Genomic DNA, 17,156 nt, shown 5'->3' with positions numbered 1-17,156 from the left:
TCCCCCTTACTGTTTTTTAAGATCTGCTGACGCATCTAGAATATTAATCTTGCTTGGGATTAGTTTAAGATTGAAAAATGTATCGGCAATCTTTTGCTGATCATCCAAAACGGTATTAGAAATTTCCTCAAGTCCATATTCTTTTCTTTCTAATGTTTTTTCCAATGCCTCAATACTCATTCCAATTTCCGGAGATAGAAACTCAGCGACATCCCTTGGGTTCTCTTCAATCCATTTATCAGCCTTCATCAATTCTTCTTTGATGATTTTCAAAACCTCTTCGTTCTCGGCAAATGAATCCGTCGCCAAAAAGAATTCACGATTCGCCACTAGCCTTTCTCCATCCCGGATCGTTTTCGTTTCAAGTTCCAATTCGGCCGCTGATAAAAATGGATCCCATATTACCCAGGCATCAATTTGGTTTCCTTCAAAAGCGGCCCTCGCATCTGCCGGCGGTAAGTAGACAGGAGTAATATCATCAAGAGTAAGACCTGCTTCCTCTAAAGCTTTGACCAATAGATAATGAACATTGGAACCTTTATTCAAACCAACCTTCTTTCCCTTTAAATCTTTCACATTTTTAATGGGCGAATCCTTTTGCACGACTATAGCCTCTCCTGAAGGGTTTGCGGGCTGATTAGCAATATAGACAAGCGGAGCCTTGGCTGCCTGTGCAAATATCGGTGGCGCCTCCCCTGTGTGCCCAAAATCAAGGCTGCCGACATTCAAGGCTTCAAGTAGCTGAGGTCCGGCAGGGAATTCAGTCCAATCTACGGTATATCCCAATTCTTTTAAATGTGTTTCCAGCTCCCCTTTGGATTTTAAAATATTTAATGTCCCGAATTTTTGATAACCGATTCGAATGGTCCTATCCGTTTCTTTTGCGTCAGCACTTTTGGAACTGTTCTTTTCCTGTCCACATCCACTTAATATCAGCATGAAGATACTAATAATGGAAATCAGCCACAAATTTCGTTTTTTCTTCATATTCTGCACGCACACCCTTCTTAAACTATTTATATAAAAATAAAAGGCTCCTTTCCTTCACCAATAGGACAATAGGGCAAAAAGATGCCTAATGTTCAATGGTAAGTGAAAAGGAGCCTTCGGTAGTCCGATCGGCGTTAACCAGTATGCACTTGCGTTAGTACAGTTCTTCATTTCAGAAAATATGAATTGAATATTTGTATAGTCATTTTATTATTAGTATTCATATCTGTCAACTAAGAATTAAATATATTCTGAAACTTTTAAACGAAAATACGGCGAGCCCGAAGGACCGCCGTGTTTTCGTTTATTTTATTATCAATCGAATAATGTGCTGACTGATTGTTCCTCATGGACACGAATAATCGCCTCTGCGATCAAAGGTGCTACAGAGAGTCCAACAATTTTATCGATTTTCTTATCTTCAGATAGGGCAATCGTGTTAGTCACGACCAATTCCTTAATCGTTGAATTTTGAATCCTTTCGATGGCAGGACCTGAAAGGACTGGGTGTGTACAACAAGCATATACTGCTTTAGCACCATTCTCTACAAGGGCATTGGCCGCTAGTGTAATAGTGCCTGCGGTATCGATGATGTCATCAATCAGTATTGCTGTCTTCCCTTCAATATTACCAATGATGTTCATGACTTCAGCCACGTTCGGTCTTGGGCGGCGTTTATCGATAATGGCAATCGGTGCTTTTAGGCGATCAGCCATTTTACGTGCCCGTGTAACCCCACCATGATCAGGGGAAACGATGACGATATCACTTAAATCTTTTTCCTTGAAGAAATCAGCTAAAATTGGAACAGCAACAAGGTGATCAATCAGAATATCGAAGAAACCTTGTATTTGTGGCGCGTGAAGATCTAATGTGATTACACGATGGGCACCAGCAGTTTCTAAAAGATTTGCGACAAGTTTAGCTGTAATTGGTTCACGCGCACGTGCTTTACGATCTTGTCGGGCATAACCGTAATATGGCATTACAATATTGATCGTTTTAGCTGAAGCACGTTTAAGAGCATCGATCATAATTAAAAGTTCCATTAAATTTTCATTGACTGGTTGGCTTGTTGATTGGATTACGTAAACGTCACAGCCACGAATACTTTCTTCAATATTAATCTGAACTTCACCGTCACTGAAACTTGTTACGCTACATTTTCCAAGTTCAACACCGATTGCAGCAGCGATTTCTTGTGCTAAATCGAAGTTTGAATTTAAAGAGAATACTTTTAAATTAGGATCTAAATACTGATTTGACATGATGACCTCCGTCGGTTATTTATTAAATTTCAAATTCTTGACATAATCTTCTTTGTTAACTTGACGAGCCCGAGCAACGGATAGGGCTTCCTGCGGTACATCTTGCGTGATGGTTGACCCAGCAGCCACATATGCTCCTTCTCCTATCGTCACAGGTGCAACTAGATTAGAATTGCAGCCTATGAAGACATTGTCTTCAATCTTCGTCAAATGTTTATTTTTCCCATCATAATTCACGGTAATAGATCCGCAGCCTATATTAACATTCTCCCCAACCTCTGCATCGCCAATATAACTCAAATGAGAGGCCTTGCTTCCTTTTCCAAAAACGGCCTTTTTAATTTCGACAAAATTACCGATTTTAACGGAATCCTTAATATCTGATTGAGGTCTAACATGTGCGAAAGGACCGATTTTAACAAAACTTCCAATATTGCTTTCGTGTACAACCGATTGTAGGACTTCCGTTCCATCACCGATTTCACAATTACTGATTTCCGTATTCGGGCCAATCAAGCAATCCTGTCCGATAATACTTTTTCCTTTTATGAATGACCCAGGGTTAATGACCGTATCCTGTCCGATTTGCACATCCGCTTCAATGAACGTTGTAAGCGGATCGACGATCGTTACGCCATTCCTCATATGCGATTCATTAATGCGTTTCCGTAAAATATGCTCAGCCTGCGATAAAGCCACTCGGTCATTTACACCTAATGTCTCTTCGAATTCACTGGATTGGAAGGCCGTCACCACTTCCCCTTCTTCTTTTAAAATTTCAATAACATCCGGTAAGTAATATTCTCCCTGGACATTTTCATTTGAAACCTTTTTCAGCGCGCTAAATAATGCTTGGTTATCGAAGCAATATGTACCGGTATTTATTTCCTTAACATATCTTTCTTCATCAGTGGCATCCTTATGCTCGACGATTTTTTCTACAAGTCCGCCTTCACCTCGAAGGACCCTTCCATAGCCAGCTGGGTTATCTGCATATGCTGTTAAGATTGTTGCTTTCGCCTGACTTTGCTCATGCAATGCTATAAGCTCTTTCATCGTTTCCGCTTTGATCAAAGGCGTATCTCCGCAAATCACAAGGGTCGTTCCACTTTTAACGGATAAAACGCTTTCCGCTTGCATTACAGCATGTGCCGTACCTAATTGCTGATCTTGTAAGGCATACTTGCATGAATCACCAAGTTGTTCTTGAACTTTTTCAGCTCCATGACCAATGACTGTTACAATATCTTCTATTTGAAGTTGATTGACTTGATCGATAACATGTTGTACCATTGGTTTCCCGCAAACAGGGTGCAAAACCTTATAAAGCTTAGATTTCATCCTAGTACCTTGCCCAGCGGCCAATATTATTGCATAGCGATTACTCATAACAGGCCTCCATTTTCACCTTTTTATCCACTAAAAATATTATCTCATATAGTGATTCTTTTCAAGGTAACAATTAAAAGTACATATAATTGTCAACCGCGAAGGTAAGAAAAAATTCAAATTCCGACTTCCCTCAAACGTTATTATTGGACCTGTTCGCAGTCTTTTTAATCATTCAAATAATAATATTTGCTTGATCAATGTCATTTTCATTATTAGCATAATACAGAAATCGCGCCTTCTTCCCCTGTTAACACCAGTCACCCCCCATCATCCCAAAACACTACCATGATTGCACTACGCCCTATGTACAGGCCATTAGGAAGCACTGCATCCGTTGTTAACTCCCATTCCGATATCAGGTTGCCGATTCATCTCATATTCACGTCATTGAAGGTTATGATAATTTTCATAAATGGTATTCCTTCCATCCGCTTACAGGGATTTTAATATTCAGGATGTATAAAAAGGTTTGAAAAATAAAAAGGAGGGGTACTTAAACCATTGAAGATGGCATCATAATATATACCATTTTAGTCAAATTACTGATTGGAAAGGGAATAAGTTCTAAACTTATCGTTTCAGAATAAAATAAAAAAGAGCACTACTAATGAAGTAGGCTCTAGATGCACGAATTATAAAATAAAAGTTTAAAGGTAAGTTAATTAAGAAGCACCTGCTCCAGCTTCCTCTAGTTCAGTTTCAAGTTCTCCCAATCGGTGATATTCTGTCAAGACAGCTTCTTGAATTTTCCCGCGTGTCGAGGAATTGATTGGATGAGCGATATCCCGGAATTCTCCATCTGGAGTTCGTTTACTTGGCATTGCTACAAATAAACCATTGTTTCCGTCGATCACACGAATATCATGAACCACAAATTCATTATCCAGTGTAATTGATGCGATAGCTCTCATACGACCATCCGTATTCACACGGCGTAATCTTACGTCAGTTACTTCCATTTAAGCTCACCATCCCTTTTTGTTGTTGTTAAAACTTAAAGTACATATTCAACAAAAAAACGGGAACTCCTTCTATTATCTGTAATTTTTTTAGAAAATTCAGCCTAGTTTTCAAAAATACTATAAATACCCCTTATATTATAGGAAAATTACCCATTACGAATTCCCCTTAAAAAATAAAAAAAACGCCCGTTTATTTAACGAGCGCAACCACTTCTATTTCCACTAGTGCATCTTTAGGAAGCCGGGCAACCTCTACACATGAGCGAGCAGGTTTATGATTAGAAAAATATTCTCCGTATATTTCATTAATCGAACCGAAATCTTCCATACTTTTAATGAATACAGTAGCTTTAATGACAGTTTCCAATGAGGCTCCTGCTTCTTTCAATACAGCTTGGAGATTCTTAAAGACCTGGTGTGTTTGTTCCTTAACATTCCCTGTTATCATCTCACCAGAAGCAGTAAGTGGGATCTGTCCTGAACTGAAAAATAACTTATCCACGATCACGCCTTGTGAATATGGTCCGATCGCTGCCGGTGCTTCATCCGTATGTATCGTTTTCATGAAATGATTCCCCCTATTCCTTTTTCGTAAAATAATTCCCACGGCTGACCTTGATTTTTTTGTCTCTTTCGACCACCTGTGTCAACTTGATTAAAGAAACATAGTCCTCGACAAGGCACTCCTCCGTATGTTCGGATTCGACCAGCACCGCTATTCCGGCAACTGTTGCCTTAAATTCATCCAATAAACTGACCATACCGTTAATGGTACCCCCAGCCTTCATGAAATCATCTACAATCAATACATTCGAACCCTCAACCAAGCTTCTCTTAGAGAGTACCATAGTCTGAATCCTCTTTGAAGAGCCTGAAACATAATTGATGCTCACTGTAGAACCTTCCGTTACTTTATTATTCCTACTTACAATGACAACTGGAACATTCAAATAATTTGCCACGGCGTATGCTAATGATATCCCTTTGGTTGCCATTGTCATGATGACTGAGACATTTTTCTTGGCATACATTGAAGCGATTATCCTTCCAACCTTATTCACGGTTTGCGGATGTCCTAATATGTCTGTCATATATAGATAACCGCCAGGAAGTAGCCTTTCGGGACTAGCGATCGTATCGCATAATCCGTCAATGAAAGCATTGGTTTCTTCTTCCTTGATGGAAACAATATATTTCACTCCACCAGCCGCACCTGGAACGGTTGTTAAAGATCCTATCCCGCGTTGTTCAAAGGTATCCTTGATGATTGTCAAATCTTCACTGATCGAGGACTTTGCCGAACTGTACCTTTCAGCAAAATAAGTCAGTGAAACCAATTCCCCCGGATGTTCTAATAAATAATTGGTCATATCGACTAGCCTCTCGCTGCGACGAAATTTCATTGAGACACCCCCTTTGTGAATTCCGAATATTATATAGCAACTATACCACTAATGTACGTTTCTATTCAAGATTGTTTCGATCACCCAATAAACGGACCGCATAAACTTGATCACAAAATCCCCGAAGCCCATTATAAATTCTTTGCATGCGCGAATCATGTTCCACCAAACCAAAAACGGTCGGACCACTTCCGCTCATCAAGACCGAATCTGCTCCAAATGTCTTCATTTGATCTTTAATGTTCGCAACCTCTGGGTATAACTGCAATGTCACTTGTTCCAGAACATTGCCCAATCCCCCACATACATCGTGATAATTGTTTTCCTTAATAGCCGAAATCATTCCAGGTACATCCGGATGCTCCATTTTTGAAATTTGGAGCCTTTTGTATATATCAGCAGTCGAAACACCGATTGTCGGTTTGGCCAAGATGACCCAGCATTTTGGCGGTGCAGGAAGATGCGTGATTTTTTCCCCGCGCCCTCTGGCCAATGCCGTACCTCCATATACACAAAATGAAACATCAGAGCCAATTTCAGCTCCTATTTCCGCAAGTTCATCCATGGAAAGACCAAGCTTCCACAGTCTATTTAAACCTCTCAACGTAGCTGCGGCATCACTGCTTCCACCAGCAAGTCCTGCGGCTACAGGTATATTTTTCTCTATAGTTATAGAAACACCTTTATTGATTCCAAAACGTTCCTTTAGAATAAATGCGGCTTGATAAGCTAAATTCCGATGATCATCCGGAACAAATCGATTATGGGATAGAATTTGTATATGATTTCCCTTTATTTCCTTTAGTTCAATTCTATCGGCAAGGTCGACTGTCGTCATGATCATTTCCACCTCATGATACCCATCAGGCCGTTTGAAAAGCACATCCAAAGCCAAATTAATTTTAGCCGGGGCTTTTTCCATAAGCTTCAATATGTCCACCTACTTTTACGTTCTTAAAAGTTCTTGTCCTATTCTATCATATTTGTTTATATTCTAAAGGTTTTTTCATCGTAATTTCAATGTAATGAAGCTAAGACTGACCTTTAGAGGAGAATAGACACATGTAGGCACATGGGTGAGCATCACGTTCCTACTTCCCAAAAGACTTGCTACATATCCATATAGCATCACCGATACATAAAAAAACCAGACTCCATATCTACAATGTAAGCAAAAATGAATATAGCTATACATTGTATAAAGAGTCTGGCTTCTTCAATAGGACAGCATGATGCAATTAAGTGTTTTATCTTACTCCTTGTTCACCAATTGACGTTGTGCTTTTTCGATAGCAAGTTTTACCATGTTCCCTGCGTCCTTGGCCCGGATTCCTCCCCAGCCTTCTTTCTGGACAACATCGTAAAATCCAAGTTCTTTTGCCAATTCTTCTTTAAGATCATTTGACATAATCCCTTTTTTCCTGCCCAAGCGAAACAACCCCTTTCACATGCTGTCACATGCCTAGTGTTTGCATCATACGCTATTTCATTACATCCTTTTTAAGCCTTTATTGGAGTTCACAGGATATTTTATGCAAAACAAAAAGCAGCAAACATAATTGTTCGCTGCCTCCTCTAAGTTACATCTCTTGTTGTTTGTTTAAAAATGTTAGTTCTACGGTTTCCGTTAAAACATCCGCATAGCTGTAAGATACTCTTTCAAACGCATTTTCATCTTGGTCGAGCTCAATTACAAAAACAGCCGGATAAGTTTCCGCCAAAGTTCCAAAACGTTCTACAGTCTTTCTTCTTCCACCGTTTGCTTTTAAGAGCAATCTTTTACCTAGGTTTGAATCAAGTGCAGTTTTAATGTCAGCTAGAGTTTTTGGCATTTTCGGTCCACCTCACTAAGTTAAGTATATCACATTTTACAAATATACGCAAACAAAATAATAAATTATATCAGCACTTAAAAATGTAGTCAATATATTTTTATCTGAAATTCGGCAAAATCGCGAACATTTTTATTATATCCTGGGAAATGAAAAATTATGTAGACGAACTATTTCATTATTCATTAAGCCGAATTTTCGTAATTAAATCCTCACCTAGTATCATTTCTTAACAAAAACCCTGGTATTTTGTGATAATATCCGAATTCTGACACGATGAAAGCAAGCTGCATTCTTTCAAAATGCAGCTCGTTCATTCTTCCTGAAATGGCTTGAAAGGCAACCCGGTCCGGAGCACTCCTTTTGTCTCAATTCCCCCTAACCCCTTCTCTCCCGTTAATGTATTCCGAAGGACATCCCATACATGAATATGCTCAGAAAAAGGCGTAAAGCTTATCTTTCCGACAATATACACTGGATCAAGAGCATGTATATTAACACGGGAAGGGGAACTTGCAAAGTTTGCCCCCGCTTGTATTAGCGATTCAAAATGCGATTGACAAGCTCCGGCAAATATAATCAGTTGGTCTAAATGAGAAACCTTCCTTCTCGCTTCTCTTACTGTCTGTACAAAATCCTTTGAGTGACGGTAGGCGTTGATATCGGACATTGGTCCTTTTGATTTTGAATAGGCATCATGACCGGTGACAACAAGGATATCCGGCCGATAGTGATCCAATAACCCCCCGATTCTTTGGGGCATTTCCTTTTCATTGCAATAGATACCATTGACCGGAATACCGAATTTCTGATATAGATCCATGCATTTCCTTAAGTATGATGCATCCCCATCAACATGGAGGACCCTGCCTGGTATCTGAAAATATTCACCGCTATAACGATATCCATTACTGGATTGATAGCCGTTTTTTTGTTGTTGTAACTCTAAATCTTGTGTTAATAAGCGGTAAGATTGTTCTTGAAGTACCTCATTCGACCTTTGCCGATCATGTCTTTCATTATCATTTATGATTATTAAATCTTGAAAAGGTGCATCTGCAATCAATCGGATATCTTCCCCATAAAGAACAGCTTGCCGTCTTCCGTCAATATCATGGATATCGATTACCCGGAACAACACGTCACATTTATAAGAAACCCGACCAACAATATCGTTTATTTGAATATTCATGGCCCCACCCCATGAGAAGACTTATTTTCAGCCCGCCTCAGTTTATTTTCATTCTTAAGTTATGCGAACGATTCTTGAATGGTGAAAGGTGGGATTAACTACATTTTGGTTACGTTCCATTCATGGTAGGCCAATTTAAAAATAAAAAAGCCGGAAGCTGGGAGTGACCCCGTTCCGACTTTGAATTTTCTCATATCCTTTATTTAAAATTTGGCAATAACGCATCACTCAAGCGTCCAAATTCTTTGATGCTCAGTGTTTCACCACGTCTGGAAGGATCCACTTCCGCGGCTTCGAGAGCAGCAAGTATGAGTTCTTTTTTCGATTTACCATCTGGCAGCTGACTGGTTAAGTTGTTTAAAATCGTTTTCCGACGCTGCGCAAAACTCGCCCGGGTCACAATGAAGAGGAAATCCTCATCCAGGACCTCGACGATTGGCTTAACCCGCCTAGTAAGGCGGATTACAGCTGAATCAACATTAGGTTGAGGCATGAATACCGTTTTGGGTACGATCATCACTGTTTCAGCTTCGGTATAATATTGAATGGCAATGGATAAAGAACCGTATTCCTTTGTCCCAGGTTTAGCGGCAATTCGATCAGCCACTTCCTTTTGCAGCATGCACACGATGCCTCTAATGGGCAGATCCTCGGACAATAGCTTTAAAATGATGGGCGTCGTGACATAGTAAGGCAGGTTTGCAACAACCATCAGGTCCGAGAAGCCAGCAAATTCTTCCTCGATGACCTTCTTAACATCAGCTTTTAGAACATCGCCATGAATGATGTTTACATTGTTATAAGGAGACAGTGTATCCGATAAGATGGGCAGTAGTCGCTGATCAATCTCAAAGGCCGTAACCTTTTTGCTACTTTTCGCTAATTGTTCCGTCAGCGCGCCGATCCCCGGCCCAATTTCAATGGCACCGCTTTCCTCTGTCAAATTTGCATGTTCGACAATACGTTTCAAGATATTCGTATCGATTAAAAAGTTTTGACCTAAGCTCTTTTTAAAAGAGAATCCGTACTTCTTTAATATATCTTTCGTTCTGACAGGGGTTGCAATATCCTTATTCATTTTTTTCCTCCTGATTTATCTGTACCATCGCTTCAGCAAAAGCCTCAGTTGATATTTGGAACATTTTTAGTCTCTTATATAACTGTTTACCATTGGTAAACCCGATTTTCAAAATGGATCCAAGTTTTTCCCTTCGTTCCTTGGCACCGGATCCTCCAATTAAACCTGCATCTATTAAATCCTGCTGTGAAATCTCTTCTGAAGCCTCTTCATCCATTAGTTGGGCATCCTTTAAAGCATTACGAATTGCCTCAGGAGAAGCATGTTCAACTCCTATCCCTCTACCTGACTTAGGAAGGGCTTCCTTCTTCGTTAAAAAGGCGTGTTTGCAGCCTTTTACTTGTTCTGAAATTGCATTCCTGATTTTTTGACCAGGAAAATCAGGGTCTGTGAAAATGATGGCTCCACGTGTCTTTTGTGCAAGCCTCACCTGCTCAATACAGGAATCATTCACCGCGGAACCGTTCGTTTCTATTGTATCAGCATTAACAGCCCTTTTTATCGCTACCGTATCGTCTTTACCTTCTACAACAATAATTTCTTTAATCTTTTTCATGTTTTCCTCCATACAGAAAAGCGCAAGCGCTTTGATTGGCTCTTTATAAACGTAACTGGTCCCCGTAAGACACCCACCCATTTTCATAGGAATGAAACCAGTCAACATCATTTATGAAAGTTTAAACGATTATGAAATCTTATGGAATATTGAGACGTCTATCTTATTAAAACAGTTTTATATAGGGTTTTTCAACAAATGGAAAATAAAACGTCAAAAAACAGGAGACGAATTCATCTCCTGCGAGAGAAACCTTATTAGTTCAATACGCGAATCTTAACTTTCTTTACACCCCAGCGATAGGCATCATCTTTTGAGGAAAAGAAGACATCAATCCTATTTCCCTTTATTGCTCCGCCTTTGTCAGCAGCCACTGCATAGCCATAGCCCTCTACATATACTTTCGATCCCATAGGAATCACACTTGGATCGACAGCTATGATTTTCGCCCCCGGATTACTTTTTAGATCCACGCCTGTAGACGTGACACCGGAACAGCCCTTACAACTGGCAGTATAAGCCGTTGATGATACGTATATTTCTTTTCCACTTGAAGAACTAACGTTAGTTACTCCGCGTGATGCCTGGGCAACCGTCGTTTGAGTTCCAACCGTGACAACTTTATCCTGCTTTTTATTAACTACTTTTTCTGATAGTAATTCTCTTTTGACCTCTTTGCCATTTTCTTTAATAACTTCATATTTTTTGGAAATAAGTCCGTCTTTTCCTGCTTTGACAACTTTCTCTTTCCCTTTTGATAAAGAGTCATCTTTTTTAGTTATGACAGCAAAGTCAACTGGTTCTTCCACTACATCGGTGACTTTTTCAATTCGAATTACGTTTACCGTATTCTCAGCTTCAACTTTTTCGGCTAATTCTGGCTCAACTCGGTCCAAATCATTGAGCTTTACTCCTTGTTGCTTTAAAAAGTCAGCGACAGTAGTCGAAGTTGACCATACCTGCTTTTCTTCCCCACCTACAACTAATTTCAGTGAAAAGGCTTTGTCTATGGCAACTTCCATATCCGCTTTCAGCTTCGTATTTTTTGAAGGCGTGATCTTATCATGTTCCTTCACCCTAAGATCTTGTTCTTTTAAAAGTTCGTTTACCGTATCGGCAGTGGACCAAACTTCCTTTGGTTTACCGTCTTGTACCATGACGATTTTTTGTGCAGGCTTCCAAACCACCTCTAAATCACCATCAACCTCTGTGTTTCTTGATGGGTGGACATAGTCTGCTGCTTGAACGGTAATCTCTAAATCTTTCAACATATCATTTACAGTAGCCGCGTGTGTCCGCACTACCTCTTTTTTTCCATCTAGCATAATTGTGACTGTATGCTTTGTTCCTTGATAGATAAGTATTCCCAATGCTGTAGAAACAAGAATCGCACTGCATATGGCAATTGCCATTCTCTTCTTCCCAAAAGGTTTGGGAATAAGGTTTTTCATAGTTTTTAATAGAATGAAAAACTCCTCCTTCCTCCCGGTGATTATATAGACATAGTTATCAAGCTGTCAACCCATTCACTTCTCATTAAGGAAATTAATACCTATTATGCATATTCCACATTAAAAAGGAAAGGGCGAATTCTCGACATAATAAGCCTATAATTGGAGTGAGATTTGTAGAATCCTAAAAAAATGCGATTTTAGCTAGCGAATCCCGGGAGATATTGTAAAAAAAACTGTCAGTTAATGCCGAATAATTTCTTGGCATTTTCCGTTGTTGCCTTGGAAACTTCCTCTATTGTGAGCTGTTTGATTTCTGCGATTTGTTCAGCAACAAACTTCACATACGAAGGTTCATTACGCTTCCCTCTATAAGGATGGGGAGCCAAATATGGACAATCGGTTTCAATCAGTAAACGGTCTAAAGGTACGGCTGCTGCCACCTCTTTTGGTTTTTTTGCATTCTTGAAGGTCACAGGGCCGCCCAATGAAATATAAAAATTCATATTAATGCATTCCAAGGCAGTTTCTGCACTTCCGCTAAAGCAATGCATGATTCCTCCTACCTCTGAGGCCTCTTCTTCCTTTAATATCTTCACGATATCCGCAGTCGCTTCCCGATTATGGATGATAATGGGCAGACCCACTTTTTTCGCCAAACGGATTTGCTTCCTGAACACCTCCATTTGAACATCTTTCGGTGATTTATCCCAATGATAATCGAGTCCCATCTCACCTATAGCCACAACCTTTGGATGATTGGATAATTCCTCGATCCATAGTAAGTCCTCCCCGGTCATATCGATGGCATCAACAGGATGCCATCCGACTGCGGCATACATGAAATCATAAGCTTCTATTAATTCCATTGCCCTAATAATAGTAGGCCGGTCAAAACCAACGACTACCATATTGTTCACTCCTGCTTCCTTAGCTCTTTCTATGACGTCCTCTAGATCCTCGTTGAATTGTTCCGCATTAACATGTACGTGTGTATCAAATAGCATTATTTTTCTTCCTTTCTAGCACTATTTTATTAAAAAATGAAAGTTTTATGTTTCACATTTAGGTAACAAAAAGATTACAAAGGAGCCTATATGCCCAACAAGTAAATATAGAACTAATAAAACCTTTATAATTTACTGTTTCCAAAAGCATAAAGAAAAAAACATAAAAATGTTTCATATGAAACACCTTTATGTTTTCGAGGGTTTATTTCACCTTTGAACCATTTGGAATCGATGAATCTATTGTAGCGACTGAGAGCACACCATCCTGGCTGCCCGCCAAAATCATTCCTTGAGAGAGCTCGCCACGAAGTTTAACAGGTTTCAAATTAGTTACGCATATCACTTTTTTGCCTACTAAATCTTCAGGTTTATAGTGCTGTGCAATGCCTGATACGACTTGCCGTTTCTCATAACCTAAATCAAGCTGCAGTTTAAGAAGCTTATCCGCTTTCTTTACCGGTTCGACTTCCAAGACCTGGGCAACACGAAGTTCCACTTTTGTAAAGTCATCAATAGTGATTTCATCAACCTCTGGAATCGTCTCCACCACTTTTTCCTCGGCCTTAGGGGCTCCACCCTGCATTTGTTCTTTTATATATGAAACTTCCTCTTCCATATCCAAACGAGGGAAAATCGGGTCGCCCTTCAAAACTTTTGTTTCAGCAGGAATTTGACCGAACTCCGCTAAACTGTCCCAGGATTTTAAAACACTATCCGTGATGTTAAGTTGAGCAAATATTTTTTCCGGTGTTTGCGTCAAGAAAGGTTTCAAAAGAATGGCCGTCCTGCGTAATGATTCCGCCAAATGAACCATGACACTAGCAAGGTCTTCCTTCCTTGATTCATCTTTAGCAAGAGTCCAAGGCTGGGTTTCGTCAATGAATTTGTTAGTTCTGCTCACGAGTTGCCAAATGGATGTTAGTGCAACTGAAAATTCCATGTTTTCCATGGCTTCCTCATACTTGCCTACCGTATCTTGGTTCATTTCAAGCAAAGCCTTTTCAAATTCGCCATTGGATCCTTCGTAACTTGGAATCACACCATCAAAATATTTATTGACCATTGCTACTGTCCGATTTAATAAATTACCTAAATCATTTGCCAGGTCAAAGTTGATCCGTTCCACAAAGCCTTCCGGTGTAAATACACCATCAGAACCAAATGGGACTTCACGCAATAAGTAGTAACGTAAAGAATCCAAACCGTATCGATCAATCAATGTAACGGGATCCACTACATTCCCTTTTGATTTGGACATTTTACCATCTTTCATGAGAAGCCAGCCGTGGGCAAAGACTTTCTTTGGAAGTGGTATGTCCAGAGCCATTAACATAATCGGCCAATAGATTGTATGGAAACGAACAATTTCCTTTCCGACCAGATGTACATCGGCAGGCCAATAATTCAAGTATTTAGAATCATTATCAGTTCCATACCCTAATGCCGTTATGTAATTGGTCAATGCATCAATCCATACATAAATAACATGCTTTGGATCTCCAGGTACCTTGATGCCCCAATCGAAAGTAGTACGTGAAACGGCCAGATCTTCCAATCCAGGTTTGATGAAGTTATTGATCATTTCGTTTTTTCGGGATTCCGGTTGAATGAAATCAGGATTTTCCTCGTAAAACTTCAGTAATCGGTCCGCATATTTACTCATCTTGAAGAAATAAGACTCTTCTTTCACCTTTTCAACTGGTCTGCCGCAATCTGGACAGTTACCATTGCTTTCTTCAACCTGACGTTCCGTGAAGAAAGATTCACAAGGTGTACAATATAACCCTTCATATTGGTCCAAGTATATATCACCCTGGTCCAAAAGCCTTTTGAAGATCTTGGCTACAACCTCTTTATGGCGATCTTCCGTCGTCCTAATGAAATCATCATAAGATATATCAAGCTTTTCCCAGAGCTCTTTAATCCCTGATACGATATTATCTACATATTGCTGTGGAGTGATTCCTTCTTCAGCCGCTTTACGCTGAATTTTTTGACCATGTTCATCAGTGCCTGTTAAATACATGACATCAAAGCCACGCATCCTTTTATAACGAGCCATGGCATCCCCTGCCACTGTCGTATACGCGTGCCCTATATGTAAATTACCACTCGGATAATATATGGGTGTCGTGATATAGAATGTTTTTAATTTATCTTGCACTTCGTTCCCTCCTCATCTTTTGGAAAACCGGCTTTGGGTCTAGGCCAAAGCCATTAGACTATATTTAAGCTATTATCTCTATTTTAACGCTATATACCATTCTACGCGACAATAATCACTAATCAAATCATGATGTTAATAGAATAGAAAATATTATAAGTAAATGTCATTTTAAACTAAGCGATCATGATGTAAAATTCCCTTATTTCAGCATTACCTCTTACCTCAACAAAATATACCTAAAATTCTTTTTTTGTGCAACAACTCACATATTCGAACTTTTTCGGAAAATTATCCTTAATTCAGAACTTTTGTTTTGAAACTAAATTGTAATTAATCATATAATAAAAGAGGAGAGGTATGTTCTTATATGCACACTTTGTCGAATTGTGATGAAGTGAGTAGTTCTTTGTAGCCTATCATTTCTTGAATTATAAAGACATAACCAGTTTTTTCTCATTAAAGCCGTTTGTTTCAGCGGAATGCAGCCACACTATTTCTTACAAAAAAATGAAAATAAATCATTGACGAATTTGGGAATGGCTGGTATTATAAATTTATAAAAAAATTTGTCGAATATTGGCGAAAAAAATAGAAATAGGGTACTAGATTGTAACTGAGAGGAGAATTTTTAAAAATGAAATCTACAGGTATTGTTCGTAAAGTTGATGAGTTAGGCCGGGTGGTAATTCCAATCGAACTTCGTCGTACATTGGGTATCGCTGAGAAAGACGCTCTTGAAATCTATGTTGATGACGAGCGCATCATCCTGAAAAAATACAAACCAAACATGACTTGCCAAGTTACAGGTGAAGTTTCCGATAACAACCTTACACTTGCTAATGGTAAATTGATTCTTAGTCGTGAAGGTGCAGAATTACTTATCCAAGAAATTCAACAAAACTTCACTACTTCTAAATAATTGATATAAATAAAAAACTTCCGATCTTCGGAAGTTTTTTTATGCTTATTTATCATTATATATCAATGTGATACGCTTGATATACATCGCGTTTTTGTATATTGCGGTCTTTTGCGACCTGCTTGATTGCGTCCTTGGAAGTGAACTGCTTGGCTTCCATATAATGATTAACATGACCGACTATATCAAGGGCCATCCACCAAGCTTCTTCAGGTTCATCATCCGACCATTGCCCACCTTCTATTATTAAACAGAACTCACCGCGAATCTCGGATTCCATTGCCCAAGTCAACGCTTCACTCATCGTCCCCCGAATGAACTCTTCAAATTTCTTAGTTAATTCGCGGCATAAAACTATACGGCGGTCACCTAAAATTTCATGCATATGTTTCAACGTTTCTTTCAATCGATGTGGCGATTCATAAACGATCCAAGTCGTTTCCATTTTTTTTAATTTTTCCAGCTCCTGCTTTTTTTCTTTTGCTCCCCGTTGTAAAAAGCCATAAAAGTAAAAAGGCTGCGGAATGAGTCCAGATGCAATCAATGCAGTTAATGCAGCATTGGCCCCCGGCAACGGTATGACTTTAAACTTTTCGGCAATGGCATCTTTGACCAGTTCATATCCCGGGTCGGATATCGTCGGCAATCCAGCATCACTTACCAATGCGATGACCTCTCCTGCTCGAAGCCTCTCAAGCATCTGCTTCCCGCTATATTCCTTATTATGTTCATGGTAGCTGACGATAGGTGTCGAAATTTCAAAGTAGTTACATAATTTCTTCGTATTTCGCGTGTCCTCAGCAGCAATGACATCAGCTTCCTTTAAGATTCTTAGAGCCCGAAAGCTCATATCCTCAAGGTTTCCTATCGGTGTAGGAACCAGATAAAGAGCTGGCTCCAACCCTTCTTTTTCAAAACTCTTTTGCTGCCACATA

Annotated in this window: 17 protein-coding genes; 1 reads left to right on the top strand and 16 read right to left on the bottom strand. The window is 39.5% G+C overall.

The window, feature by feature from the left end; translation table 11 throughout:
• Positions 1-6: 6 nt before the first annotated feature.
• The 15 genes from ACDZ29_RS10830 to metG all read right to left on the bottom strand — a co-directional run bounded on the left by ACDZ29_RS10830 (position 7) and on the right by metG (position 15,299).
• Complete coding sequence (locus tag ACDZ29_RS10830; RefSeq protein WP_375090825.1) at positions 7-987, bottom strand: sulfonate ABC transporter substrate-binding protein; 981 nt, start codon at positions 985-987, stop codon at positions 7-9.
• A 318-nt stretch (positions 988-1,305) separates the two neighbouring features.
• The gene (locus tag ACDZ29_RS10825; protein ID WP_289314093.1) at positions 1,306-2,259 is read right to left on the bottom strand and encodes a ribose-phosphate diphosphokinase; all 954 of its coding nucleotides are present in this window, start codon (positions 2,257-2,259) and stop codon (positions 1,306-1,308) included.
• Between the two features lie 15 nt (positions 2,260-2,274).
• Positions 2,275-3,648, bottom strand: a complete 1,374-nt coding sequence (gene glmU, locus ACDZ29_RS10820) for a bifunctional UDP-N-acetylglucosamine diphosphorylase/glucosamine-1-phosphate N-acetyltransferase GlmU (RefSeq protein WP_289323293.1) — start codon at positions 3,646-3,648, stop codon at positions 2,275-2,277.
• Positions 3,649-4,313: 665 nt separating this feature from the next.
• Entirely contained in the window at positions 4,314-4,610 is a 297-nt protein-coding gene (gene spoVG, locus ACDZ29_RS10815; RefSeq protein WP_034316332.1) for a septation regulator SpoVG, read from the bottom strand.
• Between the two features lie 193 nt (positions 4,611-4,803).
• Positions 4,804-5,178 (bottom strand): RidA family protein, encoded by a 375-nt coding sequence (locus ACDZ29_RS10810; protein WP_289314095.1) that lies wholly within the window; start codon positions 5,176-5,178, stop codon positions 4,804-4,806.
• A gap of 13 nt (positions 5,179-5,191) precedes the next feature.
• Entirely contained in the window at positions 5,192-6,016 is an 825-nt protein-coding gene (purR, locus tag ACDZ29_RS10805; protein WP_289314096.1) for a pur operon repressor, read from the bottom strand.
• A 61-nt stretch (positions 6,017-6,077) separates the two neighbouring features.
• Entirely contained in the window at positions 6,078-6,947 is an 870-nt protein-coding gene (gene ispE, locus ACDZ29_RS10800) for a 4-(cytidine 5'-diphospho)-2-C-methyl-D-erythritol kinase (RefSeq protein ID WP_289314097.1), read from the bottom strand.
• Between the two features lie 321 nt (positions 6,948-7,268).
• Positions 7,269-7,445 (bottom strand): small, acid-soluble spore protein, alpha/beta type, encoded by a 177-nt coding sequence (locus ACDZ29_RS10795; RefSeq protein ID WP_089364277.1) that lies wholly within the window; start codon positions 7,443-7,445, stop codon positions 7,269-7,271.
• Positions 7,446-7,596: 151 nt separating this feature from the next.
• Positions 7,597-7,848, bottom strand: a complete 252-nt coding sequence (gene veg / locus ACDZ29_RS10790; protein WP_034316343.1) for a biofilm formation stimulator Veg — start codon at positions 7,846-7,848, stop codon at positions 7,597-7,599.
• 313 nt (positions 7,849-8,161) lie between these two features.
• Positions 8,162-9,040: a sporulation peptidase YabG gene (gene yabG / locus ACDZ29_RS10785; RefSeq protein WP_289314098.1), complete on the bottom strand. Its 879-nt coding sequence runs from the start codon at positions 9,038-9,040 to the stop codon at positions 8,162-8,164.
• Positions 9,041-9,239: 199 nt separating this feature from the next.
• On the bottom strand, positions 9,240-10,118 hold the full coding sequence (gene rsmA, locus ACDZ29_RS10780; RefSeq protein ID WP_289314099.1) for a 16S rRNA (adenine(1518)-N(6)/adenine(1519)-N(6))-dimethyltransferase RsmA: 879 nt from the start codon (positions 10,116-10,118) through the stop codon (positions 9,240-9,242).
• Positions 10,111-10,674, bottom strand: coding sequence for a ribonuclease M5 (gene rnmV, locus ACDZ29_RS10775; RefSeq protein WP_289323288.1), 564 nt, complete (start codon positions 10,672-10,674; stop codon positions 10,111-10,113). The genes rsmA and rnmV overlap by 8 nt, the downstream gene beginning before the upstream one ends.
• Before the next feature lie 257 nt (positions 10,675-10,931).
• The gene (locus ACDZ29_RS10770; protein ID WP_375090824.1) at positions 10,932-12,125 is read right to left on the bottom strand and encodes a ubiquitin-like domain-containing protein; all 1,194 of its coding nucleotides are present in this window, start codon (positions 12,123-12,125) and stop codon (positions 10,932-10,934) included.
• A 239-nt stretch (positions 12,126-12,364) separates the two neighbouring features.
• A complete protein-coding gene (locus tag ACDZ29_RS10765; RefSeq protein ID WP_375090823.1) occupies positions 12,365-13,132 on the bottom strand; it encodes a TatD family hydrolase in 768 nt (255 codons plus the stop codon).
• A gap of 205 nt (positions 13,133-13,337) precedes the next feature.
• Positions 13,338-15,299: a methionine--tRNA ligase gene (metG, locus tag ACDZ29_RS10760; RefSeq protein ID WP_375090822.1), complete on the bottom strand. Its 1,962-nt coding sequence runs from the start codon at positions 15,297-15,299 to the stop codon at positions 13,338-13,340.
• A gap of 637 nt (positions 15,300-15,936) precedes the next feature.
• Here metG and ACDZ29_RS10755 point away from each other — a divergent pair.
• Entirely contained in the window at positions 15,937-16,221 is a 285-nt protein-coding gene (locus tag ACDZ29_RS10755) for an AbrB/MazE/SpoVT family DNA-binding domain-containing protein (RefSeq protein ID WP_057915383.1), read from the top strand.
• A gap of 55 nt (positions 16,222-16,276) precedes the next feature.
• Here ACDZ29_RS10755 and rsmI read toward each other — a convergent pair whose 3' ends face one another.
• Positions 16,277-17,155, bottom strand: coding sequence for a 16S rRNA (cytidine(1402)-2'-O)-methyltransferase (gene rsmI, locus ACDZ29_RS10750; RefSeq protein ID WP_375090821.1), 879 nt, complete (start codon positions 17,153-17,155; stop codon positions 16,277-16,279).
• Position 17,156: the final 1 nt, after the last annotated feature.

The organism is Peribacillus sp. RS7 (genome assembly GCF_041956845.1).
In the GTDB taxonomy this organism is placed as follows: domain Bacteria; phylum Bacillota; class Bacilli; order Bacillales; family DSM-1321; genus Peribacillus.
The sequence above is the reverse complement of the archived record's forward strand: the minus strand, read 5'-3'. Positions and strand labels throughout refer to the sequence as shown.

Excerpts from the sequence above, each read along its gene's own strand:
- ACDZ29_RS10755 (WP_057915383.1), top strand. The coding sequence starts at position 15,937 with ATGAAATCTACAGGTATTGTTCGTAAAGTTGATGAGTTAGGCCGGGTG.
- ACDZ29_RS10765 (WP_375090823.1), bottom strand. The coding sequence starts at position 13,132 with ATGCTATTTGATACACACGTACATGTTAATGCGGAACAATTCAACGAG.
- veg (WP_034316343.1), bottom strand. The coding sequence starts at position 7,848 with ATGCCAAAAACTCTAGCTGACATTAAAACTGCACTTGATTCAAACCTA.
- glmU (WP_289323293.1), bottom strand. The coding sequence starts at position 3,648 with ATGAGTAATCGCTATGCAATAATATTGGCCGCTGGGCAAGGTACTAGG.
- rnmV (WP_289323288.1), bottom strand. The coding sequence starts at position 10,674 with ATGAAAAAGATTAAAGAAATTATTGTTGTAGAAGGTAAAGACGATACG.
- ACDZ29_RS10830 (WP_375090825.1), bottom strand. The coding sequence starts at position 987 with ATGAAGAAAAAACGAAATTTGTGGCTGATTTCCATTATTAGTATCTTC.
- rsmI (WP_375090821.1), bottom strand. The coding sequence starts at position 17,155 with ATGTGGCAGCAAAAGAGTTTTGAAAAAGAAGGGTTGGAGCCAGCTCTT.
- spoVG (WP_034316332.1), bottom strand. The coding sequence starts at position 4,610 with ATGGAAGTAACTGACGTAAGATTACGCCGTGTGAATACGGATGGTCGT.
- purR (WP_289314096.1), bottom strand. The coding sequence starts at position 6,016 with ATGAAATTTCGTCGCAGCGAGAGGCTAGTCGATATGACCAATTATTTA.
- rsmA (WP_289314099.1), bottom strand. The coding sequence starts at position 10,118 with ATGAATAAGGATATTGCAACCCCTGTCAGAACGAAAGATATATTAAAG.
- ACDZ29_RS10770 (WP_375090824.1), bottom strand. The coding sequence starts at position 12,125 with ATGAAAAACCTTATTCCCAAACCTTTTGGGAAGAAGAGAATGGCAATT.
- ACDZ29_RS10825 (WP_289314093.1), bottom strand. The coding sequence starts at position 2,259 with ATGTCAAATCAGTATTTAGATCCTAATTTAAAAGTATTCTCTTTAAAT.
- ACDZ29_RS10810 (WP_289314095.1), bottom strand. The coding sequence starts at position 5,178 with ATGAAAACGATACATACGGATGAAGCACCGGCAGCGATCGGACCATAT.
- yabG (WP_289314098.1), bottom strand. The coding sequence starts at position 9,040 with ATGAATATTCAAATAAACGATATTGTTGGTCGGGTTTCTTATAAATGT.